Raw genomic sequence first — 22,689 nt, 5'->3', positions numbered from 1 at the left:
TTTCCAAATCACGGAAGGAGAATGTCAGATGAAAACCTATCACAAGAACCCCGAGGCCGTGTCCCGGCTAACCCCAGAGCAGTACCGGGTGACACAGAAGGACGGGACCGAGAGGCCCTTCGCCAACGCGTATTGGGACAACAAGGAGCCCGGGCTCTACGTTGACGTCGTGTCGGGCGAGCCGCTGTTCGCCTCGTTCGACAAATACGACAGCGGCAGCGGCTGGCCCAGCTTCGTCAAGCCGATCGATGCCAACAACGTTATCGATATCCGCGATACAAGCCATGGTATGGTGCGAACCGAGGTGCGCTCCGCCCACGGCGACAGCCATCTGGGACACGTGTTTCCCGATGGACCATCTGACGCTGGCGGATTGCGCTACTGCATCAACTCGGCCTCGCTAAGGTTCATTCACTTCGATGACTTGGAGAGTGAGGGCTACGGCGAGTTTCGCAAGCTCTTTGCAGAGAAAGGAGAAACAGTATGACTGGCGCAACTGAGCGGGCCGTCTTGGCTGGAGGCTGCTTCTGGGGCATGCAGGATCTCATCCGGCGCCTCCCCGGCGTGGTCTCCACTCGTGTTGGCTATTCTGGTGGAGAAGTGCCGAACGCGACGTACCGCAACCATGGCACGCACGCGGAGGCGATCGAGATCATCTTCGATCCCGAGAAGACGAGTTTCCGCGACCTGCTGGAATTCTTCTTCCAGATTCACGATCCCAGCACGAAAAACCGGCAGGGGAATGACCTCGGCCTGAGCTACCGCTCGGCAATTTTCTACACCTCGGACGAGCAGCGACAGGTAGCCGAGGACACGATCGCCGATGTCGACGCCTCGGGCCTCTGGCCGGGTAAGGTCGTCACGGAACTTGCGCCGGCCGGGGACTTCTGGGAAGCCGAGCCCGAGCATCAGGACTATCTCGAGCGCTATCCGGGTGGCTACACCTGCCACTTTGTCCGCCCCGGCTGGAAGCTGCCGCGTCGCAGCAACGCCGCCTAGAGCCGCTGCTATCGGCCGCTGACCCAGAACAAGGTGACCTTGCAAAGATGGCCCGGATTCCTCCGGGCCATTTCACTTCGACGGTTCTGTCAATCCGAGCGCCAGAATGCATTCGACAAGGAGGATTTTCGCAAGATTGGATGAACGACCGCAATATTGAGATACTCGCGGCTTAGGCATCGCTCGGCAACCCGATCATAATGACATCCAGCACCGGGGACTGTTGCACCTGAGGGAGTCGAGGCATGCCCCCTGCCCTGTCGATGGTACAGCCAGTTTGTGGGTTCTTGGGCCTGTCTTGCAGTCCGCGCCGGCCGCAAGATCGCCGTCTCCCAATCGCAGCATGAGGGCACGACGATGAGGATCATCAGTTTCTCACGCGCTTTCGGTGCAGCTGGCATTGCAGTCGCACTTGCGAGCACGAGCGCGTCCGCCCAGGGGCCGGGAGGGACGGTGAAGCTGCTCGCGGTGTTCGGTGATCGTGGCGAAACACTGGCCACCCGGAGCAGAAATAAGGATCGGCTATCATGTCCCGCATGATGGCTTGGCGTGTGCACGAGTTCGGCTCTCCGGACGCTATGCAGTTCGAGCATGTTCCGGTTCCCCGTCCTGACCGCGGCGAGGTTCTTGTCAAAGTGCACGCTGCCGGGGTTGGCCCGTGGGACGGTTGGATCAGGGCTGGTAAAAGCGCCCTGCCCCAACCCCTTCCCCTCACCTTAGGTTCAGACCTCTCTGGCGAGATCCAGGCGATCGGGCCGCAGGTTCTGGGCCTGAGCGTTGGAGATCCGGTTTACGGTGTCACGAACCCGCGCTTTATCGGGGCCTATGCCGAGTATGCATTGGCGTCGGCGACAATGATTGCACCGAAGCCGGTTTCCATCGATCACGTCGAAGCAGCGTCCGTTCCGGTCATTGCCGTGACCGCTTGGCAGGGTCTGTTCGAACAGGCGCTGCTCAAAGCTGGTCAGACTGTGCTTATCCATGGCGCAGCGGGCAACGTGGGGGCCTACGCAGTGCAGATGGCCCGCCGAGCCGGCATTCGGACCATCGTGACCGTCGCGACTGACGACATTGCCTTCGTGCGCGAGCTCGGTGCAGACACGGTGGTGGACTTCAAGACCCAGCGCTTCGAAGAGGAGATCCGGGATGTCGATGCTGTGCTCGATCTGGTCGGAGGCGAGACGCAGCAGCGCTCCTTCCAGGTCCTGCGTCGCGGCGGCAAGTTGATCTCGGCCGTCGCTCAGCCGGATCAGGACCTCGCAAGGAGCTACGGTGTCGATGCCACTTTCTTCCTGGTCAGAGTGACAAGCCACGACTTGGCGGAGATTGCAAGCCTCATCGACAGCGGCGAACTGCGGACCCGGGTGGGTGCTGTCATCTCCCTCGCTGACGCTCGGGAGGCCCACCGCATGCTGGAGGACGTTCAGCCTCGCCCGAAAGGAAAAATTGTTCTCGCCGTGGACGCCAGGTGAACGAGACAAGGAGAACTGGCCATGCTTAGCGACAGGGACCGCATCTTCACCAACCTCTATGGATTCTACGACTGGCGGCTTTCTGGTGCGCAGATGCGGGGAGATTGGGATGGCACGTCGCTTCTGCTCGCTCGCGGAAGGGACTGGATCATCAATGAGACCAAGGCGTCTGGGCTCCGCGGGCGCGGAGGCGCAGGTTTTGCCACCGGACTGAAATGGTCCTTCATGCCGAAATCATCCGATCGGCTGCCGAGCTATCTGGTCGTCAACGCCGACGAGTCCGAGCCAGGCACCTGCAAAGACCGGGAGATCATGCGCGGCGATCCCCATAAACTGGTGGAAGGCTGTCTGCTCGCGTCCTTCGCCATCGGCGCGCATGCCTGTTACATCTATATTCGAGGCGAGTTCGTTGATGAGGCCCGTCATCTGCAGCAGGCCATTGACGAGGCTTACGAGGCCGGCCTGATCGGCCGAAACGCCTGCGGGTCCGGGTGGGACTTCGATCTTTACCTGCACCGCGGTGCCGGCGCCTACATCGCCGGAGAAGAGACAGGTTTGCTCGAGAGCCTCGAAGGCAAGAAGGCGATGCCACGGATGAAGCCACCGTTCCCCGCAGCGATCGGTCTGTACGGCTGTCCGACCACGGTGAACAACGTTGAGACCATTGCCGTCGTACCGACCATCCTGCGCCGGGGTGCCGCCTGGTTCGCTGGCATCGGGCGACCGAACAACGTCGGGACCAAGATCTACTCGATCTCCGGTCATGTGAACAGGCCATGCAACGTCGAGGAAGCCATGAGCATTCCCTTACGCGAGCTGATCGACACCTATGCCGGCGGAGTCCGTGGAGGATGGGATAACCTGCTTGCCGTTATCCCCGGCGGTGGCTCGATGCCGCTGTTGCCAAAGAGCATTTGCGATACGCTGCTGATGGACTTCGACGCCCTGCGAGATGTCAAGAGCGGTTTGGGTACCGCCGCTGTCGTTGTCATGGATAAGTCGACGGACCTGATTGCGGCCATCGCCCGATTGAGCGCGTTCTTCAAGCACGAAAGCTGCGGCCAATGCACCCCCTGCCGGGAAGGGACAGGGTGGATCACGAGGGTCATGTACCGGATGGTGGAGGGCCGAGCCGATCCACACGAGATCGATCTGCTGGAGGAAGTGACCAAACAGATGGAAGGCCATACGATTTGTGCGTTTGGCGACGCTGCGGCCTGGCCGGTGCAAGGGCTCATCCGCCACTTTCGCCCAATGATGCTTGAGCGGATTGCGTTGTATCAGCGTGAGCACCAGCCAGCTTTAGCAGCGGAGTGATTGGCTGCCACCAGACACCGGGAGACCATCATGGCACCGAGAGCTACTAAGGATCAGCAGAAGTTTACCAAGGATCAGGAGGCGCATGCCTATCGCGAGATGCTGCTGATCCGGCGCTTCGAGGAGAAGACCGGCCAAATGTACGGCATGGGCCTGATCCGCGGCTTCTGCCACCTCTATATCGGCCAGGAAGCCATTGTTGTCGGCATGCAGATGGCGTCGAAAGAGGGCGACCAGATGATCACCGGGTATCGGGATCACGGCCACATGCTGGCCTGCGGCATGGATCCGAAGGGCGTCATGGCCGAACTGACGGGGCGCCGCGGCGGCCTGTCGAAAGGCAAGGGCGGCTCCATGCACATGTTCTCCAAGGAGAAGCATTTTTACGGCGGCCACGGCATCGTCGGCTCCCAGGTGTCGCTCGGCACCGGCATTGCGTTCGCGAACCATTACCGCGAGAACGGCAATGTCTGCCTGACTTATTTCGGCGAGGGTGCGGCCAACCAGGGCCAAGTCTCCGAGAGCTTCAACATGGCGGCGGTCTGGAAATTGCCGGTCGTCTACGTGATCGAGAACAACCGATACGCCATGGGCACGGAGATGAGCCGTGCCTCGGCGCAGACCGATTATTCGAAGCGTGGTGTATCCTTCGGCATCCCCGGCGAGCAGGTAGACGGCATGGACGTCCGGGCTGTTTACGCCGCCGGCCAACGTGCCATTGAGCATGCCCGCTCCGGCCAGGGTCCCTACATCCTCGAAATGTTGTCCTACCGCTATCGTGGCCACTCAATGTCGGATCCGGGGAAGTACCGCACGAGGGACGAGGTGGATCAGATACGCGAGCAGCGTGATCCGATCGAGCAGGTCCGCCAGCGCCTTTTAACACGCTGGAAGCTGTCGGAAGACGACGTGAAGGTCATTGACAGCCAAATCCGCGAGATCGTCAACGAGGCGGCCGAGTTCGCCACCAACGATCCAGAGCCCGACACAGCCGAACTCTACACCGATATCCTGAATTGATCATCCTGGGAGTGGGTTGAGCCGTGTGATATTGACTCTATTTGCATCTGATTGGTCTCCTTTTGATGACCGGGGCTGGGGCGGCGTTGAGCGGGTATGTCGGCCGTCTGATACACTGACGCCATCGTGTCAGCTTGAGGAGTGTCCCATGAACGGCGCGGAACTGCTTGTATCCGCTTTGGAGAACGAAGGTGTGCAGCAGATCTTCGGGGTGCCCGGAGAAGAGAACCTCGACGTGGTTGAGGCGCTGCGGCAATCCTCGATCCAACTGGTGCTGACTCGCCACGAGCAGGCGGCCGCATTCATGGCGGCGACGCATGGCCGGCTAACCGGCCGACCGGGCGTCTGCCTGTCGACGCTTGGTCCGGGTGCGCTCAACCTCACCACCGGCGCGGCCTATGCCCTGCTCGGCGCCATGCCGATGGTCATGATCACGGGTCAGAAGGGCATCCTGAGCCGCAAGCAGGCTCGCTTTCAGATCGTGGACATGGTCGCGACCATGACGCCGCTGACCAAATTCGCGCGCCAGATCGTCAGCTCTGCCTCGATTCCCACGATTGTGCGCGAGGCGTTCCGGGTGGCCCAGCAGGAGCGGCCAGGGCCGGTGCTTCTCGAGCTGCCGGAGGACATTGCTGCCGAAGCCGCTGTGGCGACTGCGCTACTGGTGCCCCCTCACCCGATCGATCCGCCTGTTGCTCCGGCGGAGGCCCTGGATCGGGCCGCCGAACTGATCCTCAAGGCCGAGCGGCCGCTGGTCATGCTCGGCGCGGCCGCGAGCCGCCCGCGCCTGGCGGAGGCGCTGTCGGACTTCGTGCGGCGCCTGCAGATCCCGTTCTTCAACACGCAAATGGGCAAGGGATCCGTGTCCGGCGGGTCCGGTCTGTACCTGGGCACTGCGGCCCTGTCGGAACGCGACTATGTCCACCGGGCGATCGACCGCGCCGATCTGATCGTCGCGATCGGTCACGACACGGTCGAAAAGCCGCCATTCCTGATGGGACCGAAGGGGCCGACCGTTCTGCATGTGGGCTATTTGCCGGCAACGGTCGAGGAGGTCTTTTTCCCGCATGCCGAGGTGGTGGGTGATGTCGGTCCGAGCCTCAGGCTGCTGGCCGACCGCCTTGAAGGCAAGCTGCCCAATGCGGGCGCGCTGCTTGGCCTGCGTGAGGAGATCCTGGCCAGGATCGCCGATCGGGCGGAGGAGAGCCGCTATCCCCTGACCCCACAACGCATCGTGCATGACGTGCGCCAAGTGATGCCGGAGGACGGCATCGTGTGCCTCGACAACGGCATGTACAAGATCTGGTTCGCCCGCAACTATCGCACCCGGGTCGCCAATACCCTTCTGCTCGACAACGCGCTCGCCACCATGGGCGCGGGCCTGCCCTCTGCCATGATGGCAGCCCTGCTCTACCCCGACCGCCGCGTCCTCGCGATCTGTGGCGACGGCGGGTTCTTGATGAACTCGCAGGAGCTGGAAACGGCGGTGCGTCTCGGGCTCAACCTGGTGGTGCTGATCCTGCAGGACAACGCCTATGGAATGATCCGCTGGAAGCAGGCCGTGGACGGGTATTCCGACTTTGGCCTGACCTTCGGCAATCCCGACTTCGTGACCTACGCCAAGGCCTATGGCGCCAAGGGCAGCCGGGTAGAGAGCCCCGATGATCTCGTGTCGACGCTGGAGGCCGCCTTTGCTGGCGGAGGCATTCACGTTGTCGCCGTGCCGGTGGATTACTCGGAAAACATACGGGTCCTTGTCGAGGAGCTGCGTGACCAGGCTCTGAGTGGAGGCTCCAACGATTGAAGTCGTCCAGTCCTTTGATCGGGCACCGATCGCCCGCGAAGGCGGCAAGCCGTTGACGGACGCGTTAGAGCATCGGACTGGAAGGCAGATTCAAGAGGTTTCGGTCTGGGCTGAAGTGTGATTCCCTTCTGAGGACAGGAGGTGGATCATGACCCAGAGCTTCTCCTTGGATCTGCGCGTGAGGGTGGCGGCCTTTGTCGAGGCGGGCCATTCCTGCCGGGCGGCGGCCCGCCACTTTGGGGTCAGTGACAGCTGCGCCATCAGGCTGATGCAGCGCAAGCGGCACTCCGGCTCACTCGCGCCAGCCCGTCAGGGCCGCCCGCCGGGAGGCGGCAAGCTGGTGGCCTATGAGAGCTTTCTGATCCAGACCGTCGAGGCCGAGCCGGCCATCACCATGCCCGAGCTCGCCGCAAGGCTGCTGGACGAGCACGGGGTGGTGGCGGCTCCCGCGATGCTCTCGCGCTTCCTGTGCCGGCGTGGCTTCACCTATAAAAAAACAGCTGATGGCGGCGGAGTGCGCACGCGCCGACATACGTGAGGAGCGCAGGGTCTGGGCAGGCCACCGCCAGCCGCGCATGCGCCAAGAGCCGCACCGGCTGGTGTTTCTCGATGAGACTTACGTCAACACTAAGATGACGCGCCTGCGCGGACGCTCGCGCAAGGGAGAACGGTTACGCGCCGGCGCTCCCTTCGGCCATTGGAAGACGCATACTTTCATCGCGGGCCTGCGCTGCCATGAGCTGAGCGCGCCCTGGGTGATCGATGGCCCGATCACCCGCACGGCGTTTGACACCTACATCGAGACGCAACTGGCGCCGACGCTCAGAGACGGAGATGTCGTGATCCTCGACAACCTCGCGGTTCACAAGAGCGAGAAGGCCGCCCAATGCCTGAAGCAACGAGGGGCCTGGTTCCTGTTCCTGCCGCCGTACAGTCCGGACATGAACCCGATCGAGCAGGCCTTCGCCAAGATCAAAGCACACTTGCGCAAGGCCGAGGCCCGAACCTTTGAGGTGCTTTGGCGAGCCCTCGGAGGCATCTGCGATCTCTTCGAGCCGCAAGAGTGTTGGAACTATCTCAAGGCCGCCGGGTATGCGTCCGTGTAACCGTCCGATGCTCTAGTTGAGTGGCCACGCGGTGAACTCACACCCACGTGGAGCTGCGGCGGCGATGTGCATTTATCGCCGCCATCGGTTCTTAAGCATGGCTCGCGATGTAACGCTTACCGCTCCCACCCCTCATCAAATGGAAATCGCTTCGCCCAAAATTCGTTGAGACGGGGATCCGTATCGACCTGGCGGACGATTTCGGCCATCTTCGGTGCACTCTTGTAAAAGCGCGAGCGCCAGGGAGCGAAGCGCGAGATCACCGTGACATACAGATCCAACACGGAGAGTTCGTCGCCGAGGATGTAGCGGCCCGGTGTGATCTGATCGTCCATCATGTGCCAGCAGTCGGCGATCCGGTCATGAATGCGATCAATGATCTCCGGCGCGAGTTTGTCGCTGGCAGTGATGCGCATAGGGTCGTCTTTGATCCAGGCAAATGCGTAGATGGCCGCCGACACATAGGTCATCCAGCGGAGGTATTGTGCGCGATTGGGGTCGTTGAGCCCTGGCGCCAGTCGTGCCTGTGGATGGAGATCAGCCAAATAGATCAGGATCGCAGCGCTTTCAGTTATGACCTCGCCGGATGGCAGCACCAGTGTCGGGACTTGACCCAACGGATTGGCTGTCTCGACCCGCTCACGCGCCGCTTCGTCCTCCCAAGTGACCGCCTCAATCACTTCGTAAGGAACTCCAAGCAAAGTCAGCATGGCCTCGATCGGCACGGAGCCTGATCCGACCGCGCCGAATATCTTAAGCATGCGTGCCTCCCAACCAAGTCTTGGGTATCGGATCGCCCTGGATATAGGTGAGATCCTGATTGCGCCGGGTTTCTATAGCGGCTCCGGGCATGAGTCTACTGGATCTAACCCGCGTGCGTTGGATCGCAACGCGGCCATTGCCGTGGCCAGTTGGGATGATGTGACCGTCCCCGAAGCTGCCCGTGACTCTGAAAGTTCTCCTCAGCGCCGACGGGGGAGGGGATCAACGCCAATGGTGCAGTCTTTTCGGTCGGTCTTGGTCCTGTTTTGTGGCTCAGGGCGGCTGCAAGATCGCCTCAGGCTCGATCGGCACTCGCCGATTGCACCCAGCCCTCGGGCATCGGCCATGCGCCGGCTTTATGGAGAGCGCCATGTTGAGAAAACGTCTTTTGACCCTGCCCCTTCTTGTCCTTCCCGGCATGGCCTTGGCGGAGATGGGCGGTGGTACAGATCGCGACCAGGTCAATCGCGAGGTCGAGGCGATGATGCGTGATGGCCGCTGGGAGCGTGCCATTGCTGAAGGTCGCGCCAACAAGCAGGTTTTCGAGGCACTGCATCAGGCTGAAAACCGGATGCGGCAGCTCGCAACCGGATACACGGCGTCGCGGCCTGCTCGCCGATCTGCTGGTTACTGAGGCATGTCATACGGGAAGCAGCATCTGTTAAATCACACGGGCACGTGAGCGAACCGCCAGGGCTGACCCGGATCGTACGCAGTGGCAGATCAATTCAGACAAAGACAGTATGCGTTTTCGCACTTGCGTCGATAAACGCTGACTATTATGGTCTGTGTTTATCGCAGTCCGATTATTGGCAGACGCAACATACCGAAATTATGGCACACCTGACCGTCAGCGTTGAGTATGGCATCCATTGCCTTCTATGGCTTGTCGACTCTGATGCAGCCCTCAGCAGCCGGGACCTGGCCGAGTTGCAGGGTATCTCGCCCGGCTTCCTCGCCAAGATCTTTCCCAAGCTCGAAAGGGCTTGGATCGTCACGGCCAGCGAAGGCGTTCGGGGCGGCTACCGCCTCGCACGTCCAGCCAAGGACATCACCTTCCTAGAGATCGTCGACGCGATCGAAGGGGAGAAGCCGCTCTTCGATTGTCAGCAGATCCGGGGCCGTTGCGCCTTGTTCAAGGGCAAGCCGCCGGCATGGTCGAGCAACGGTGTGTGTGCCGTCCACGCCGTCATGCTCCAGGCTGAGAAGGCGATGCGAGACACGCTGGCTTCCCAATCGCTGGCCGATGTGCACGCGGCGCTCGGACGCAAAGCCCCATCAGATTTTCTCGGCCAGGTTCAAGACTGGATGTCGGAGCGTCTAGACGCCCGTCGGCCAGGCCGCACCCCCCGATCCAAAGAGCCGCCAAGTTGATCTCGCGGGGGTCAGCCGCCCTCACCTCAAACATTTAGAATTTCTCGGCACCTTGCCGGACCTGCCGAGAACCCGTCGGGCCTCACCTTGACGGAATGGCTTCACACGTCCGGCCGAGACAGAGAATTATTATGACCAAGAAAATTGTGATCGCCGGCTCGGGCTTTGCCGGCATGTGGGCCGCCGTCTCCGCCGCTCGGGCGGTGTCGCTTGCGGGCAAGGAGGCGGACATCGAGGTGATTGTCGTGTCACCCATGGCTAGCCTGACGATCCGGCCCCGTCTCTATGAAGCGGTTCTCGAGAACATGAACCCGGATCTCGCTCCATTGTTCGAAGCTGTGGGTGTTAGCCATATCGCAGGGTTGGTGCAGACGATCGATGCCGACGCCCGCCTCATCGAAATCGGCAAGAACGACGGTACGCAGTTACACCTGCCCTACGACAAGTTCGTACTGGCCGCCGGCAGCTGCCTCTTTCAGCCGCCGGTGCCAGGACTGGCGGAGCATACGTTCAATGTCGATCAGTTGGAGGGCGCTCATAGGCTCGACATTCACCTGAAATCCCTTGCGAACCGTCCTGAGACCGCCGCACGCAACACAGTTGTCGTCGCCGGAGGCGGCTTTACGGGGATCGAAACCGTTGCCGAGATGCCGGAGCGCCTGCGCAAGGTTTTGGGCCACGATGCTGACATCCGGGTGGTCGTCGTTGAACAGGCACCGCACATCGGTCCTGACCTTGGCCCGGTTCCACGCCCGGTCATCGAACAGGCTCTGGCCGAGTGCGGAGTCGAGATCATCACCGGCGCTGCGGTTAACATCGTTTCCGCGGACAGTGTTACCCTCTCATCCGGGCAGCGCATTCAGACGCACACCGTCATCTGGACCGCCGGGGCCCGTGCCAACCCGCTTGCAGGCCAAATTCCAGGCGAGCGCGACCGCTTCGGCAGGGTGATCGGCGATGCTTTCCTCCATGCCACAGAGGTGGACGACATCTTCGTCACGGGAGACGTCGTTCAAGCGGCAACAGACGGTCTTGGCAACACGACGCTGATGTCGTGCCAGCACGCACAAAGCCTTGGACGGGTTGCCGGTCATAACGCCGCCGCGGAACTGGTTGGATTGCCGTTGCATCCGTACAGCCAGCCGAAATACGTCACCTGCCTCGATATTGGTCCCTGGGGGGCTGTCTACACTGAGGGTTGGGACCGCCAGGTGCATCTGACGCGAGACGCCGGCAAGGCTCTCAAGCAAGCGATCAACACGACGTGGATCTACCCGCCTCCGGCTGATCGCAACGCAGCCTTTGTGGTCGCCAACCCGGACTTCGTGATCGTCCCCTGACCCCAACGTAGACACCACTGGTGCCTTGGCCGGGCTGCTGCTCGGTCAAGGCGGAGAGACGGATATATTATGCGAAACATCGACGTTTACTTTCTGACACTGGCAAGCCTGTGTCTGGTCCTCAGTGTCTCCCTTGGTCTGGGAATGGGATTTGCACAGGATTTCTCGCTCGGTCACCTGCACTCTCACCTGAATCTGGTTGGATGGGCCTCGACGGCGCTCTTTGGCCTCACGTATCGCGCCTATCCGGTTCTGGCGGAAAGCAGACTGGCGAAAGCCCATTTCCTGATTTCCGCGCCGAGTGGCCTTATGTTCCCGGCAGGGATCTACGTGCTGATCGTCCACGGGCAACCGGTTCCAGCCGTCGTAGCCGCGATTGTTTGGCTCGTCGGCACCGCACTCTTCTGCATCTCGCTTGTACGACTGGCCGTCGAGAAGAGCCGGGGTTGAACCGTTATCCGGACGGGAACGAATCCGACCGGACAACGTGCCGCGGGTGCTGTGCTCCTAAAGGAGCGCAGCAATGCAATAGCGCAAATCAATGCCCCACAATCAAAAGACTACCAGGCGGTTATCCAAGTCAGGCCACCTACACCCACCAAACCCTCGACATCGTCGAGCTGCTTGTGCTGGGACTTTCTAACTTGCTGATCTTGAAATGCCCGCCCGGCCATCTCATCAGTCCTATAAGCACCACATCGCCGTTAAGCACCTTGATGTCGGGGTCGGCCCGATAAGGGCGGTTCGATGGTACAGGCCGGTTGCTGGTTCTTGGGCCTGTTGTCGAGCCCTCACCACAGGCACGATCGCTGCATTCCTGATCCCAACATGAGGATATGCAGATGAGGATGATCAAGATCTCGCGTTTCGCCGCCAGCATCGCAATGGCCGTGGCAAGCACAGCTGTCGTAGCCCACGAGCCGGAAAAATCCGGTGGCCCAGCCATCGCCGTCGGTGAAACGGTGGCGACTGTCTTCGAGCGTCTTGTTCCGAACATCGCGGGCAAGACCCTAACGGCCCTTGAGGTGAGCTACGCTCCCGGAGGGAAGTCGGTATCCCACATCCATGCCAAGTCGGCCTTCATCTATGCGCATGTGCTCTCCGGTGCCATTCGCAGCCAGGTCGGCGATGAACCCGCGAAAGTCTACCGGGCTGGCGAAGGCTGGTACGAAAACCCTGGCTCGCATCACAAGATCAGCGAGAACGCCAGTGCCACCGAACCGGCAAAATTACTTGCCGTCATCATTGCTGATAACGGAGACGTCCTGACCGTCCCGGAACATCAATAAGGATTGCTGCGATGTCCCAGCGCATGAATTATTCGGCCGCGTCTCCCGGCGGCATGAAGGCTCTTGGTTCCGTCTACAGTTACGTCGCCCAGAGCGGATTACCGGCGTCCCTGATCGAACTGGTCTATCTCCGGACTTCGCAGATCAACGGCTGTGCCTACTGCATCGACATGCACAGCCGCGACCTGCTCAAGGCCGAAGTGCCAGTCGAGAAGCTCGTGCTTGTCCAATCGTGGGACGAAGGCGGAACCCTGTTCAGCGATCGCGAACGCGCGGCGCTGAAGTGGGCCGAAGTGGTCACGCGGGTCAGCGAAACGCATGTTCCCGAGGAGGCCTATACCGAAGCTCGCGCCACGTTCTCGGAGAAGGAACTCGCCGACCTGACCATCGCGATCGGCTTAATGAATGCCTTCAATCGCCTCGCGATCAGTTTCCGCGCCGTACCGCTGGCTGCGGCAAGTCACTGATCACAGCCAGTTCCTTTTGAATGTGACATAGACATCCTGAGACCCGGCACTGCGTGAGCCGGGTCCCAGAGTGCAGCTCGGACACACCGAGCTGCATTTGGGGATTTTACATTGATGATGGGGATCCCCCGAACGCTTCATTCGCGCATAGGAAACGAAGATGCAGAGCCTCAAGGTAGCCTTTCCAGGGTCCCGTGGTGACCCACTTTCCGCCCGGCTTGAACTCCCGCTCGGCCCGATCCGGTCCTATGCGATCTTCGCCCATTGCTTCACCTGCTCCAAGGATCTCTTCGCCTCCCGGCGGATCGCGTCCGAGCTCGCCATGCGGGGCATTGCGGTGTTGCGGTTCGATTTTACCGGCCTGGGGGCCTCGGGCGGAGAGTTTCCCAAAACCAACTTCTCCTCGAATGTCGAGGATCTCCGGCAAGCCGCCAAGTATCTCGCGAGGCACTTTGGTCCCGCTGAACTCCTTGTCGGACACTCCCTCGGTGGCGCCGCCGTGCTTGCGGTGGCCCCCGACCTGCCCGCGGTCCGGGCGGTGGTCACGATCGGGGCTCCGGCTGATACTGCGCACGTGATCTCAAGCTTTCGCAGCCATGTGCCCGCCATCGAACGTCAGGGCGAGGCCGAGGTGCAGCTGGCTGGACGCCGCTTCGCGATCCAACAGCAGTTTCTGGATGACGTCCGCAGGCAGCATCTCGAGACGAAGATCCGGAGCCTTGGTCGTCCGCTGCTTGTCCTGCACGCTCCCGATGACGAGATCGTCGAGATCAAGAATGCCAAGCGGATTTTTGAGGCTGCCCAGCATCCGAAGAGCTTCGTCTCCCTCGACGGCGCGGATCATCTCCTGACCCGCCATGAGGACGCGGCCTTTGTCGCAGAGGTGATCAGCGCCTGGTACGGCCGGCATCTGGCGCGTTCGTCCCGTGCAGAGGCGGTTGCCAATCACGATGGCGTCAGCATTCGTGCATCGGGTGAGGGCCGCTTCCAGCAGGTCGTCGAAGCCGGGCGGCACCGGCTCCTTGCCGACGAGCCTGAGAGCTATGGCGGGCTGGACAGTGGCCCCAGTCCGTACGACTTCGTGGCGGCAGGGCTCGGCGCCTGCACGTCTATGACACTTCAGCTGTATGCCGAGCGCAAGGGCTGGCAGCTTCCGCCATTTACGGTCGAGGTTCGGCACGCCAAGGTTCATGCTGAGGATTGTGTCAACTGCGGAGAAGGGCGTAGCGGCAAGATCGACCAGTTCGAGCGCCAAATCACCTTCGATACGGACCCCGGGCCTGCGGTGACGGAGAAGATCGCGGAGATCGCCGACAAATGCCCGGTGCACCGGACGCTTGAGGCTCGCTCCCATATCGTGACGAAGGTCGCGGCACCGAATGCCTCACGTTCTGCCGAGCAGCATAATGAGGAGGCCTGAACCGGCAACGGTACACAAACTGTGCTTGGTCTTGGACCTGTCCGTCAGCCCGCCCAAGGCGCAAGATCGCGGTTGAAGTCATTCAGGCAACGAAGTGAGGATTCCCAGTGTTTGTCGCTCATGTCCTTTCCATAATCCGGTCCTTCAGGAGGCATTGCGCGTCCCTCCGGGAATTGTCTCGCCTTTCCGAGCGCGACCTCAAAGACCTTGGCCTGTCCCGCTACGAGATTGAGCAGAGCCCAAACCCCCGCATGAGCCGGCAGGATCTCATGCCATTCCGGGCTTGGGATCACTGGTCGCGAAAGAGCAGGCGGAAGCAGGAGCTTGGAACAGCCTGCGCGAATGACATTTGAAAGGGACACAATGTCCAACAATTTGACGCAAACGCTCATGTTCGCCCTTGAGCAGCGCCCGGCATTGGAGCGCTCCGCCTTCCTCCTCCATGCCGTCTTTGGTGTCCCTGCCGAAGAAGTCGCGGCACGGCTCCGCTTAGAACCCTGGGTCGTGCATGAACTTGTATCGCAGGTGCGGCGACAGGTACGTGAAGCTCATTCGCTGGACCGGGCACGCCGGACCAACGGGAGCCCGACCACATTTGATAAGGCGCGAACTCTGATAAGCGACGGTGGGATGTCGTATCATTGATTTGTTCTTGCCCTGCAGAGTTCGATGAGCTTAGTGCAGTCCTTCCGCAACGTCCGTTCCGAATAATTCGTGACGCCCAGCAGGAGCCCCCTTTGCGCCGGTGTGTCGAGGTACCATGGGGATAACGCGACGGGCGACATTCCATATGACAGGGCTCGCTCAGCTGTTGCGACGTCGTCACAGTGAGGTGGCAGGTCAAGGCGGACCGTAAGCCCACCGCTTCCATCGACCGAATAGCCAGATGGGGCAACCTCGCGGATCGCATCGGCCAGCTTTTGCTGGCGGGCGGCGTAGAGGCGTTTCGTCCGCCTCAGATGGCGCAGGTAATGCCCCTCGCTAATAAAATCGGCGGCTGCTTGCTGGATTGCGATGGTCGGTGCTGGCGCAAGGCAGGCCGCTGTTTCGGCAAAGACCGGCGCCAAGTGGGGTGGGACGACCATGAAGCCTAGACGCAGTGCCGGGGAAATCGTTTTGCTGAACGTCCCAATATGCAGCACACGGCCATGGCGGTCGATCGAGGCGAGCGCCGGCGCGGCCCGTCCGTGCAGTTGCAATTCGCCCAAGTAGTCATCCTCGATGATATACGCATTCTGGCTCGCCGCCCATGCGAGTAGGGCCCGACGCCGATCAAGCGACATGGTCATTCCCAAGGGCGCTTGCTGGCCTGGCGTCACAACGGCCAGAGCCGCGTGTGGTGCCTTTGACATTCCCTGGCTGACCCCAAGGCCTTCTTCGTCGACAGGGATCGGTATGACGGTCAGACCCGCGATCTGAAGCGCCCGCCGTGTCAGCGGGAAGCCGGGATCCTCGAACCAAGCACTGGCGGCTTCGAGCTTCAGGCTTCGCAAGGCGATCCCAATGGCTCCGGCAAACCCTGCGGTTACCAGCACCTGATCCGGCGTGCAGTTCAGGCCACGAGCGATGGCAAGATACGAGGCGATCTCCTGTCTAAGCGCGATCGTGCCTCGTGGATCCGGATAGCTGACCGGGTGCATCGCCGCCTTGCGGGCGCTCCGCAGCATCATGCGGGTCCAGAGCTTGAACGGAAAGGTGTCCTGGGCGGGCACCCCCATCTGGAAGGCTGTCGGCCGGTTGCTGAAGTCCGGGAACAAGCTTGGAAAGGGATGACTGCTGGATGGCTCCGGCGACGCACGTGGAGCAATGGGTGTGTCAGCGACCCAGGTGCCGCTGGGACCGCGGGAAACGAGAAGCTGCTCATCGAGCAGCCGCTCATAAACCACGCGGACCGTGCCCCGCGACACCCCCAACTGAGCTGCCAGATCACGCCAGGATGGCAACCGCGCGCCGTGAGCGAGCGTCCCTCCGTGGATTGCATCGCGAAGGCCCGTGTAGATTTGGGACGAAAGCGATGTTTTGGCTTCACGATCAATGTTAAAGGGCAAGGTATCCATGGCCTCACTCTCCTGGCTCGGAGGTTTACCGTGAAGCTGACGGTGCAGATTACCTCTGCAGCTGTGGCCTTAGTCGTCTTCTGGCCTGAACCATCAGGATATTGCCATAATCGCCGCCCAATGCACACCCAGGCTTGCCGATGCCGAATGGGCCTGTCCGGCTGTTCAAGTCGCCGGGCAGGCTGATGCGCCAAGCCGCCGTTTGATTTAGGATGGGGTCCATGGTGCCTCCTCGTCAGACCGTGGTTTCGGCTCCCTGGGTGCGAAGGGCGGAGGGGATTGCCGCGTGGTTGATCGGACCGGCACGCCTGTCCGGCGACGCCCTGACAGTGACCTCCGGGTTCGCAGAGCAGTTGATTGCAATGGGGGTCCCGTTGCACCGGCTGCGGATCGCCATGCAGGTCGATAACCCATTGCTGACCGCCTGGGGCATCACCTGGGTGCCGGAGAAGCCGGGCGAGATGTTCACGCTCAACCGTACCCTCCTCGAAACTCCCACCTATGTCGGCAGCCCAGCCCAGCATGTCATCGAGACCCGTACATGCTTCCGGCGGCGGCTCGACCAATTGAAGGCTGAGGATCACACCGTTCTCCATGAATTGGCGAGCGCCGGCTTTACTGACTACGTCGCGGTCCCGGTGGTCTTCGGAAACGGAATCATTCAACCGGCGATGTTCGCCACGCGGCACGACAGCGGCTTTGCCGAGACCCACGTTGCTTTGATCCAGGATCTTTCCATTCCTCTCTCGGCGGCCTTGGAAGCCATCGCCATGCGCCGCTCGACTGCCAGCCTGCTGGCCACTTTCCTGGGTGAGGGTCCGGCGGCACGCGTGCTAGCCGGTGCCATTCGCCGCGGCGACATCGTCGAGACCGAAGCGGCCATCCTGCTCACGGACATGCGCGGATTCACGGCACTCTCGCTCACGTCGCCGCCAACTCACCTCGTGACCACCCTGGGGCGCTATTTCGAAGCGGTGGTGGATGCCGTGCAGGCGGAGGGCGGCGACGTCCTCAAATTTCTTGGCGACGGAGCCTTATCGATTTTCCGGGTTGGCGAGGGAGGCCGTTCAGCGGCCTGCCACGCCGCTGTGTGTGCCGTATCGCAGGCGGTCGCAACGGCCCGTGCCGAGGATCTGCCGCCCTTCATCGCCGCGGTGCACGTCGGCCCCGTCATGTATGGTAACATCGGCAGTCCCACTCGCCTGGACTTAACAGTGGTTGGGCCGGCGGTGAACATCGTCAGCCGTCTGGAGGGGATCGCCAAGGCGAGGGGCGAGACGGTGGTCTGCTCTGAGACCTTTGCCTCGGCTTTGCCGCCGACATTCACCCGAACGATGGGACGGTTTGAGTTCAAGGGACTAGACGGCGAACATGAGGTTTTCGCCATAAGTGTGAATCCTGGTATCGCGGCCTGCCCTCCGAGCCCGTGACAGCATCTAAAAACTTGTTGTGCTGGGCTTCGGGTCAGGCAACGTATCCTGCAACAGACTCGGCGACCTCCCGCACTCGGGAGGTCGCCCTATCGCAATCACGATCCTGGTGTCAGAGGCATGGCACTGCACCCGATCGATCCGTCTCAGCCAGCGCTTCAATAGCGATCAAGGTGTCGCCGCGGCCAGACCCACCTTGTAGCGGCTGGCGGGATTCGTCCGTGAGAGCTTGCCGGCCATTGCCCGCCGGGCCGCGTCATAGGCGTCCCAATCTGGCTTGTCTTCAAGCGCGGGGATGGTGACGATCTCGCCCTGATCCAAACCGGCGAGCGCAGCATCGACCAAGTCGTGCGCCGACATGACGATTTCCGCCGGAAGATTGTCCACCGGCAGCCCGGCCACGTCCCAGAACTCCGTGGCTGTGGCGCCGGGCAGGACGGCCTGGACCCGCACGCCCTTCTCGGCCAGCTCATGCTGGAGGGATTGGCTGAAGGCTAAGACAAAGGCCTTGGATCCGCCGTAGACGCCATTGAGCGTTTCCGGCGAGATCGCGACGATGGATGCGATGTTGATGATCGTGCCGCGGCCGCGCTCGACAAAGGCCGGTGCGGCCGCGTAGGTCAGGCGGGTCAACGCCAGGACGTTCAGCCGGATCATCCGGTCCATCGCGTCGACATCGGAGGCCAGGAGCGGAGCGGCTCCACCGATACCGGCATTGTTCACGAGCATTGAGATCGCGCTGTTCGTCCGCAGGACCGTCTCGACCCGACGGAGATCGTCGTCGTCGTTCAGGTCGGCGGGCAGGATCTCGATCGAGCGACCGGTCTCGTCCCGCAACCGGGCCGCAAGCTCCTCGAGGCGGCTTTGGTTCCGCGCCACAAGGATCAGATTGTAGCCGCGCCGGGCGAGGCGATCGGCGTAGATGGCCCCAATGCCGGACGAGGCGCCGGTGATCAGGGCGGTGTCCTGGGACGTCGATGTATTCATCTTTGTCTCCTCATTCTCTTAAAGTTCTAACGACCGCGAATCCTCACGGCCGAGGTCGAACGTCAGGGGGAGCTCCTGACCCGGGACTGGCTCACGGGTCGGTCTCACTCTACTGGGTCAAGCCGGCTTCATTTCGGCGGTTAGCGTCGATGCCAAGCAATTCAAGCAGTCTGCGCTGTGACGTAGAGGAGGGCATGGCATCAATGACCCGCGCTCTGACCGCCGCCGACGTGGAGGATTTCGCCGATCACAATCACGACCCTTCGGTCAATTGCCATAAAATGTCCTTTGAAGACGTGTTGAGATCGCCCTTCCACTGGGAGGGCAAGCTCCAACTGAGGCTCTGGGCATCATCCGCATAAGCCTGTTGGACGTTCGTATCTCACATGTGTCCGAATGTCTGGAAAAATGTATCTGAATGTAATCCGAGCTTTCGCGTCCTGTTTTCTGTCGACATTCGGCCCTCCTCCACATCCACAGGCCCACGCCCCGATCATCAGCCCTTCACGCTGTTCAATCGAGCGAGTGACCGGATCAGGTAAATGCTCGGCCAGGAACTTATCGGCTTCCGAGGCCGCCATGCGCCCCGTTCCGGCGGAACTGATGGCCTGCCTTGTAGGTAGGCCCGGCCGCATCCGTTCAGAGCGGGTTGGTTTCGACGTTGATTTTGCCGTGTGTCGCTTTCGAGCACGGGCAGATTTGGTGCGCTGCATCGACTGCATGACCTGGCTGTGGCGCCGAGGCAAAGCCGGCCATGTGCAGGCGGACATCGGAACTCTGTGCTTGGGCCGGGAAGGCCTTCACCCTCCTATGAAGAGGCCTGTCCCAAAGGCAGGAAACCTATGGCCTGTCGCTGCGGTCCTTGCTGCTTCAGGGTGCCCACCATGTCTTCGTATTCGCGCTCCATTTCCGGCGTGACCGAGGGCCGTGCCTCCCGCAGGGCATGCTCGAAATGAGCCATCGTGATGGTCTGCGCCTCGAGGGTTTCACGCAAGGCCAGTAGACCGGCTCGGCGTGTGAGATCCTCGAGATCGGCTCCGGTGAAGCGGCTGGTCCGTTCGGCAATTTCATCAAGATTTACGTCAGGGCCAAGCGGCATGGTCCGAGTGTGAATGCCGAGGATGTGCCGCCGGCCCGCGGCATCGGGCACCGGTACGTAGATCAACTCATCGAAGCGGCCTGGGCGCAGGAGGGCAGGATCGATCAGGTTCGGCCTGTTCGTCGCCGCCATCAGGACGACGCTCTGCAACTCCTCCAGGCCGTCCATCTCCGCCAGGATCGTGTTGACCACGCGCTCGGTCACCGCGGGCTCGCCAAGCCCGCCGCCGCGGAGCGGGGCAAGGGAGTCGATCTCGTCGATAAAGATCACCGTCGGGGCAACCTGTCGTGCCCGGGCGAAAAGCCGCGAGACCTGCTGCTCGGACTCGCCATACCATTTGGAGAGAAGGTCCGAGGACTTCGTCGCCACAAAGTTCGCCTGAGCCTCGCGGGCGACAGCCTTCGCCAGTAGCGTCTTACCGGTACCGGGAGGGCCAAAGAGCAGGAAGCCCTTGGCGGGCCGAATGCCGAGGCGCTGGAACGACTCCGGGTTCTTGAGCGGAAGCTCCACGCCTTCGCGCAGGCGGGTCCTAGCCTCCTCCACACCGCCGATGTCGTCCCACGTGATGTTGGGCACCTGGATCATGATCTCGCGCAGGGCCGAGGGCTGGACCCGCTTCATGGCGTTGAGGAAGTCCTGCCGTGTGACCTGCAGGCTCTCAAGCACGTTCGTCGGCATGCCGTCCCTGAGGTTGATGCCCGGCAGGATCCGCCGCAGGGAGTCCATGGCCGCCTCGCGGGAGAGAGCCGCGAGATCCGCACCGACAAAGCCATAGGATGTCCGAGCGACCTCGTCGAGGTTCACGTCCTCGGCCAAGGGCATGCCCCGCATGTGGATCGCTAGGATCTCGCGCCGACCGGGCTCATCCGGAACGCCGATCACGATCTCCCGGTCGAAGCGGCCCGGACGACGCAAAGCCTCGTCGATGGCTTCACGCCGGTTAGTGGCGCCGATCACCACGATGTTCTGGCGCGGCTCTAGCCCATCCATGAGGGTGAGGAGCTGCGCCACGACGCGCCGCTCGACCTCGCCGGTCACCTCCTCGCGCTTGGGCGCGATGCTGTCGATCTCGTCGATGAAGATGATGGCGGGCGAGTTCTGCTGCGCCTCCTGGAACACCTGCCTCAGCCGCTGCTCAGACTCGCCATAGTGACGGCCCATGATCTCGGGGCCTGCGATGTGGTAGAATTGTGCTTCCGTCTCGTTGGCGACGGCCCGTGCCAGACGGGTCTTGCCGGTGCCCGGGGGGCCGTAGAGCAGCACGCCCTTTGGCGGGTCGATGCCGAGCCGCTGGAAAAGCTCGGGATGGCGCAGCGGCAGTTCCACCATCTCGCGCACCTGATCGACCGTGCTGCCGAGGCCGCCGATGTCGTCATAGGTCACGTCCGCGCGTCTTGCCTCTTTCGGCTCCTCGAACTGCGGGCGAAGATCCACTTCCGTCTTGGCCGTGACCTGAACGATGCCGCGGGGCTCGGTCGAGACGACCACGAGACGGATCTCCTGCAGGCCGAAGGCCGGAATATTCAACATCCCGCTCAGCTCGTCAGGCAGGCGAGAGCCGGCGGTGCCGGGAGTGCAGACGGAGGTGGAGATCACGTCACCGGCTGTGAGCGGGCGCTGGTGGAAGGTGCGCTTCAGGGCGTCGCCGCAACCCTGCAGACGGAAACCCTTCTGGGCGGGAGCGAGCACGACCCGCGTTGCCGGGCGAACTTCGGCCCTTTTGACCTCAACATAATCGCCGCTACCGACGCCGGCATTGACACGCTGCAGACCATCGAGGCGGAGGATGTCGAGCCCTTCGTCATCCGGATAGGGACCGACCACCAGAGCCGTCGTGTGGCGTTTGCCGATGACCTCGATGGCCTCTCCCTCCTGAAGAGCCATCGCTGTGAGTGCCTGATGGCTCATCCGAGCTATGCCGCGTCCTGCATCGCCAAGGGGAGCATTCGCGACCTGGAGACGTACCGCCTGCCCAGTCTCTGCCATTGTTGCCGTCCCATCGGTGAGTTGAGCGGACATGCGGTGGCGAGCACCACAATGAGCGCCGAGTGCAGATTCGCTTGCGTGCTACAGGTCCGGAAGTCTGGGCTCGGCTTCGGCAAGAAATCTGCAGGTCAAACACCAAACTTATTTGCTTACTGCTTGTTCTTTGCTGGGGATATGCTCTTGGTTCGAGGGTAGCCTCAATCGCAGTCTCCAGCCACAGGTGAAACGATATGGCCGTGTCTCATGGTGGCCTCGGTTGCTGCTGTTTGCCAGTCCCTCGCGCCTAGACAGCACGCCGAGCCGGTTCGATGACCAGCCGTTTTGCTCCAATTCCGCGATTCTTGCTGTACGTGCCTGGAAAGCACTTAAGCGTTATCATGAATCGAATACTCTTTGACGCCTAGTCAACGACTATCCCGATATTGCGGGAGCTTGTCGGAGTTTGCGGAAATTGTGAATGCGACTTGCATTTTGATAGTACCATTGCACCATCGGCCAGATAGACGCTTGCTGAGGCGTGCGGGTCACAGCCCTCCCCAACGCTGGCGCTGGGAAGGGCTTTCATGGTCAGGAGCAGCGTCAGGGGACGATCAGGTAATCCGGGTTGGCGACAGCAAAGGCGGCCGTATCACCCATCACTCCCATCGGGATTTCCGAACAGATCGTAAAGTTCACTGAGGCCTCGCGTGCGAAAGTCCCTGGGTGTCTCTTTCGAGGAGGCGGGATTCATGGTGGCTGGGGCCTCGTTCAAATCAAACCG

The 22,689-nt window shown here is 61.7% G+C and carries 21 protein-coding genes; 17 read left to right on the top strand and 4 right to left on the bottom strand.

The annotated features are described in order from the left end of the window. Positions 1 to 28 precede the first annotated feature (28 nt). From msrB to HPT29_RS28055, 7 genes are all read left to right on the top strand, one after another. Entirely contained in the window at positions 29 to 487 is a 459-nt protein-coding gene (msrB, locus tag HPT29_RS28085) for a peptide-methionine (R)-S-oxide reductase MsrB (RefSeq protein ID WP_173949705.1), read from the top strand. After that, the gene (gene msrA, locus HPT29_RS28080) at positions 484 to 999 is read left to right on the top strand and encodes a peptide-methionine (S)-S-oxide reductase MsrA (protein WP_173949706.1); all 516 of its coding nucleotides are present in this window, start codon (positions 484 to 486) and stop codon (positions 997 to 999) included. Before msrB ends, msrA begins: the two co-directional genes overlap by 4 nt. 536 nt (positions 1,000 to 1,535) lie before the next feature. After that, on the top strand, positions 1,536 to 2,471 hold the full coding sequence (locus HPT29_RS28075; RefSeq protein WP_173949828.1) for an NADP-dependent oxidoreductase: 936 nt from the start codon (positions 1,536 to 1,538) through the stop codon (positions 2,469 to 2,471). Positions 2,472 to 2,492: 21 nt separating this feature from the next. Next, on the top strand, positions 2,493 to 3,788 hold the full coding sequence (gene nuoF, locus HPT29_RS28070) for an NADH-quinone oxidoreductase subunit NuoF (RefSeq protein ID WP_173949707.1): 1,296 nt from the start codon (positions 2,493 to 2,495) through the stop codon (positions 3,786 to 3,788). A gap of 30 nt (positions 3,789 to 3,818) precedes the next feature. Further along, positions 3,819 to 4,808: a pyruvate dehydrogenase (acetyl-transferring) E1 component subunit alpha gene (gene pdhA, locus HPT29_RS28065; RefSeq protein ID WP_173949708.1), complete on the top strand. Its 990-nt coding sequence runs from the start codon at positions 3,819 to 3,821 to the stop codon at positions 4,806 to 4,808. 148 nt (positions 4,809 to 4,956) lie between these two features. Beyond that, the gene (locus tag HPT29_RS28060) at positions 4,957 to 6,612 is read left to right on the top strand and encodes an acetolactate synthase large subunit (protein WP_173949709.1); all 1,656 of its coding nucleotides are present in this window, start codon (positions 4,957 to 4,959) and stop codon (positions 6,610 to 6,612) included. 148 nt (positions 6,613 to 6,760) lie between these two features. Beyond that, positions 6,761 to 7,718 (top strand): IS630 family transposase gene (locus tag HPT29_RS28055; protein WP_173949710.1). Its coding sequence is split into 2 segments (ribosomal slippage): positions 6,761 to 7,111 and positions 7,113 to 7,718, totalling 957 coding nucleotides; the frame shifts between segments, so codons are not numbered across the junction. Positions 7,719 to 7,834: 116 nt separating this feature from the next. On the opposite strand, the gene HPT29_RS28050 is transcribed toward HPT29_RS28055, so the two are convergent. Beyond that, positions 7,835 to 8,479 carry a glutathione S-transferase family protein gene (locus HPT29_RS28050; protein ID WP_173949711.1) on the bottom strand — a complete coding sequence of 215 codons (645 nt, stop codon included), beginning with the start codon at positions 8,477 to 8,479 and terminating at the stop codon, positions 7,835 to 7,837. A 371-nt stretch (positions 8,480 to 8,850) separates the two neighbouring features. Here HPT29_RS28050 and HPT29_RS28045 point away from each other — a divergent pair, with 371 nt between their 5' ends. From HPT29_RS28045 to HPT29_RS28010, 8 genes are all read left to right on the top strand, one after another. After that, a complete protein-coding gene (locus tag HPT29_RS28045) occupies positions 8,851 to 9,114 on the top strand; it encodes a hypothetical protein (protein WP_173949712.1) in 264 nt (87 codons plus the stop codon). 200 nt (positions 9,115 to 9,314) lie between these two features. Then, positions 9,315 to 9,854 (top strand): RrF2 family transcriptional regulator, encoded by a 540-nt coding sequence (locus HPT29_RS28040; RefSeq protein ID WP_173949713.1) that lies wholly within the window; start codon positions 9,315 to 9,317, stop codon positions 9,852 to 9,854. Between the two features lie 131 nt (positions 9,855 to 9,985). Further along, positions 9,986 to 11,194 (top strand): NAD(P)/FAD-dependent oxidoreductase, encoded by a 1,209-nt coding sequence (locus HPT29_RS28035; RefSeq protein WP_173949714.1) that lies wholly within the window; start codon positions 9,986 to 9,988, stop codon positions 11,192 to 11,194. A 69-nt stretch (positions 11,195 to 11,263) separates the two neighbouring features. Then, positions 11,264 to 11,644 (top strand): hypothetical protein, encoded by a 381-nt coding sequence (locus HPT29_RS28030; RefSeq protein ID WP_173949715.1) that lies wholly within the window; start codon positions 11,264 to 11,266, stop codon positions 11,642 to 11,644. 392 nt (positions 11,645 to 12,036) lie between these two features. Then, complete coding sequence (locus HPT29_RS28025) at positions 12,037 to 12,483, top strand: cupin domain-containing protein (protein WP_173949716.1); 447 nt, start codon at positions 12,037 to 12,039, stop codon at positions 12,481 to 12,483. 11 nt (positions 12,484 to 12,494) lie between these two features. Next, positions 12,495 to 12,950: a carboxymuconolactone decarboxylase family protein gene (locus HPT29_RS28020; RefSeq protein ID WP_173949717.1), complete on the top strand. Its 456-nt coding sequence runs from the start codon at positions 12,495 to 12,497 to the stop codon at positions 12,948 to 12,950. Between the two features lie 160 nt (positions 12,951 to 13,110). Beyond that, entirely contained in the window at positions 13,111 to 14,370 is a 1,260-nt protein-coding gene (locus HPT29_RS28015) for a bifunctional alpha/beta hydrolase/OsmC family protein (protein WP_173949718.1), read from the top strand. Positions 14,371 to 14,477: 107 nt separating this feature from the next. Further along, the gene (locus HPT29_RS28010; protein WP_173949719.1) at positions 14,478 to 14,723 is read left to right on the top strand and encodes a DUF1127 domain-containing protein; all 246 of its coding nucleotides are present in this window, start codon (positions 14,478 to 14,480) and stop codon (positions 14,721 to 14,723) included. 285 nt (positions 14,724 to 15,008) lie between these two features. On the opposite strand, the gene pdxR is transcribed toward HPT29_RS28010, so the two are convergent. Further along, on the bottom strand, positions 15,009 to 16,427 hold the full coding sequence (pdxR, locus tag HPT29_RS28005) for a MocR-like pyridoxine biosynthesis transcription factor PdxR (RefSeq protein ID WP_173949720.1): 1,419 nt from the start codon (positions 16,425 to 16,427) through the stop codon (positions 15,009 to 15,011). A gap of 290 nt (positions 16,428 to 16,717) precedes the next feature. Between pdxR and HPT29_RS28000 the strand changes: the two genes are divergently transcribed. Further along, positions 16,718 to 17,857 carry an adenylate/guanylate cyclase domain-containing protein gene (locus HPT29_RS28000; protein WP_259061091.1) on the top strand — a complete coding sequence of 380 codons (1,140 nt, stop codon included), beginning with the start codon at positions 16,718 to 16,720 and terminating at the stop codon, positions 17,855 to 17,857. Positions 17,858 to 18,025: 168 nt separating this feature from the next. On the opposite strand, the gene HPT29_RS27995 is transcribed toward HPT29_RS28000, so the two are convergent. Next, positions 18,026 to 18,844: an SDR family NAD(P)-dependent oxidoreductase gene (locus HPT29_RS27995; RefSeq protein ID WP_173949722.1), complete on the bottom strand. Its 819-nt coding sequence runs from the start codon at positions 18,842 to 18,844 to the stop codon at positions 18,026 to 18,028. 203 nt (positions 18,845 to 19,047) lie between these two features. Here HPT29_RS27995 and HPT29_RS27990 point away from each other — a divergent pair, with 203 nt between their 5' ends. Beyond that, on the top strand, positions 19,048 to 19,206 hold the full coding sequence (locus tag HPT29_RS27990; protein WP_173949723.1) for a hypothetical protein: 159 nt from the start codon (positions 19,048 to 19,050) through the stop codon (positions 19,204 to 19,206). A gap of 446 nt (positions 19,207 to 19,652) precedes the next feature. Here HPT29_RS27990 and HPT29_RS27985 read toward each other — a convergent pair whose 3' ends face one another. Continuing rightward, positions 19,653 to 21,929: a CDC48 family AAA ATPase gene (locus tag HPT29_RS27985; protein ID WP_173949724.1), complete on the bottom strand. Its 2,277-nt coding sequence runs from the start codon at positions 21,927 to 21,929 to the stop codon at positions 19,653 to 19,655. Between the last annotated feature and the right edge of the window lie 760 nt (positions 21,930 to 22,689).

Origin of the sequence: Microvirga terrae, assembly GCF_013307435.2 — a bacterium.
Lineage (GTDB): Bacteria > Pseudomonadota > Alphaproteobacteria > Rhizobiales > Beijerinckiaceae > Microvirga > Microvirga terrae.
Note: the sequence above shows the minus strand (reverse complement) of the source record. Positions and strands in the feature narration are given on the sequence as shown.

Excerpts from the sequence above, each read along its gene's own strand:
- HPT29_RS27985 (WP_173949724.1), bottom strand. The coding sequence starts at position 21,929 with ATGGCAGAGACTGGGCAGGCGGTACGTCTCCAGGTCGCGAATGCTCCC.
- HPT29_RS28015 (WP_173949718.1), top strand. The coding sequence starts at position 13,111 with ATGCAGAGCCTCAAGGTAGCCTTTCCAGGGTCCCGTGGTGACCCACTT.
- HPT29_RS27990 (WP_173949723.1), top strand. The coding sequence starts at position 19,048 with ATGACCCGCGCTCTGACCGCCGCCGACGTGGAGGATTTCGCCGATCAC.
- HPT29_RS28060 (WP_173949709.1), top strand. The coding sequence starts at position 4,957 with ATGAACGGCGCGGAACTGCTTGTATCCGCTTTGGAGAACGAAGGTGTG.
- HPT29_RS28075 (WP_173949828.1), top strand. The coding sequence starts at position 1,536 with ATGATGGCTTGGCGTGTGCACGAGTTCGGCTCTCCGGACGCTATGCAG.
- HPT29_RS28050 (WP_173949711.1), bottom strand. The coding sequence starts at position 8,479 with ATGCTTAAGATATTCGGCGCGGTCGGATCAGGCTCCGTGCCGATCGAG.
- HPT29_RS28025 (WP_173949716.1), top strand. The coding sequence starts at position 12,037 with ATGAGGATGATCAAGATCTCGCGTTTCGCCGCCAGCATCGCAATGGCC.
- HPT29_RS28020 (WP_173949717.1), top strand. The coding sequence starts at position 12,495 with ATGTCCCAGCGCATGAATTATTCGGCCGCGTCTCCCGGCGGCATGAAG.
- msrA (WP_173949706.1), top strand. The coding sequence starts at position 484 with ATGACTGGCGCAACTGAGCGGGCCGTCTTGGCTGGAGGCTGCTTCTGG.
- HPT29_RS28030 (WP_173949715.1), top strand. The coding sequence starts at position 11,264 with ATGCGAAACATCGACGTTTACTTTCTGACACTGGCAAGCCTGTGTCTG.
- msrB (WP_173949705.1), top strand. The coding sequence starts at position 29 with ATGAAAACCTATCACAAGAACCCCGAGGCCGTGTCCCGGCTAACCCCA.
- HPT29_RS28040 (WP_173949713.1), top strand. The coding sequence starts at position 9,315 with ATGGCACACCTGACCGTCAGCGTTGAGTATGGCATCCATTGCCTTCTA.
- pdhA (WP_173949708.1), top strand. The coding sequence starts at position 3,819 with ATGGCACCGAGAGCTACTAAGGATCAGCAGAAGTTTACCAAGGATCAG.
- HPT29_RS28045 (WP_173949712.1), top strand. The coding sequence starts at position 8,851 with ATGTTGAGAAAACGTCTTTTGACCCTGCCCCTTCTTGTCCTTCCCGGC.
- HPT29_RS27995 (WP_173949722.1), bottom strand. The coding sequence starts at position 18,844 with ATGAATACATCGACGTCCCAGGACACCGCCCTGATCACCGGCGCCTCG.
- HPT29_RS28035 (WP_173949714.1), top strand. The coding sequence starts at position 9,986 with ATGACCAAGAAAATTGTGATCGCCGGCTCGGGCTTTGCCGGCATGTGG.
- nuoF (WP_173949707.1), top strand. The coding sequence starts at position 2,493 with ATGCTTAGCGACAGGGACCGCATCTTCACCAACCTCTATGGATTCTAC.
- pdxR (WP_173949720.1), bottom strand. The coding sequence starts at position 16,427 with ATGGATACCTTGCCCTTTAACATTGATCGTGAAGCCAAAACATCGCTT.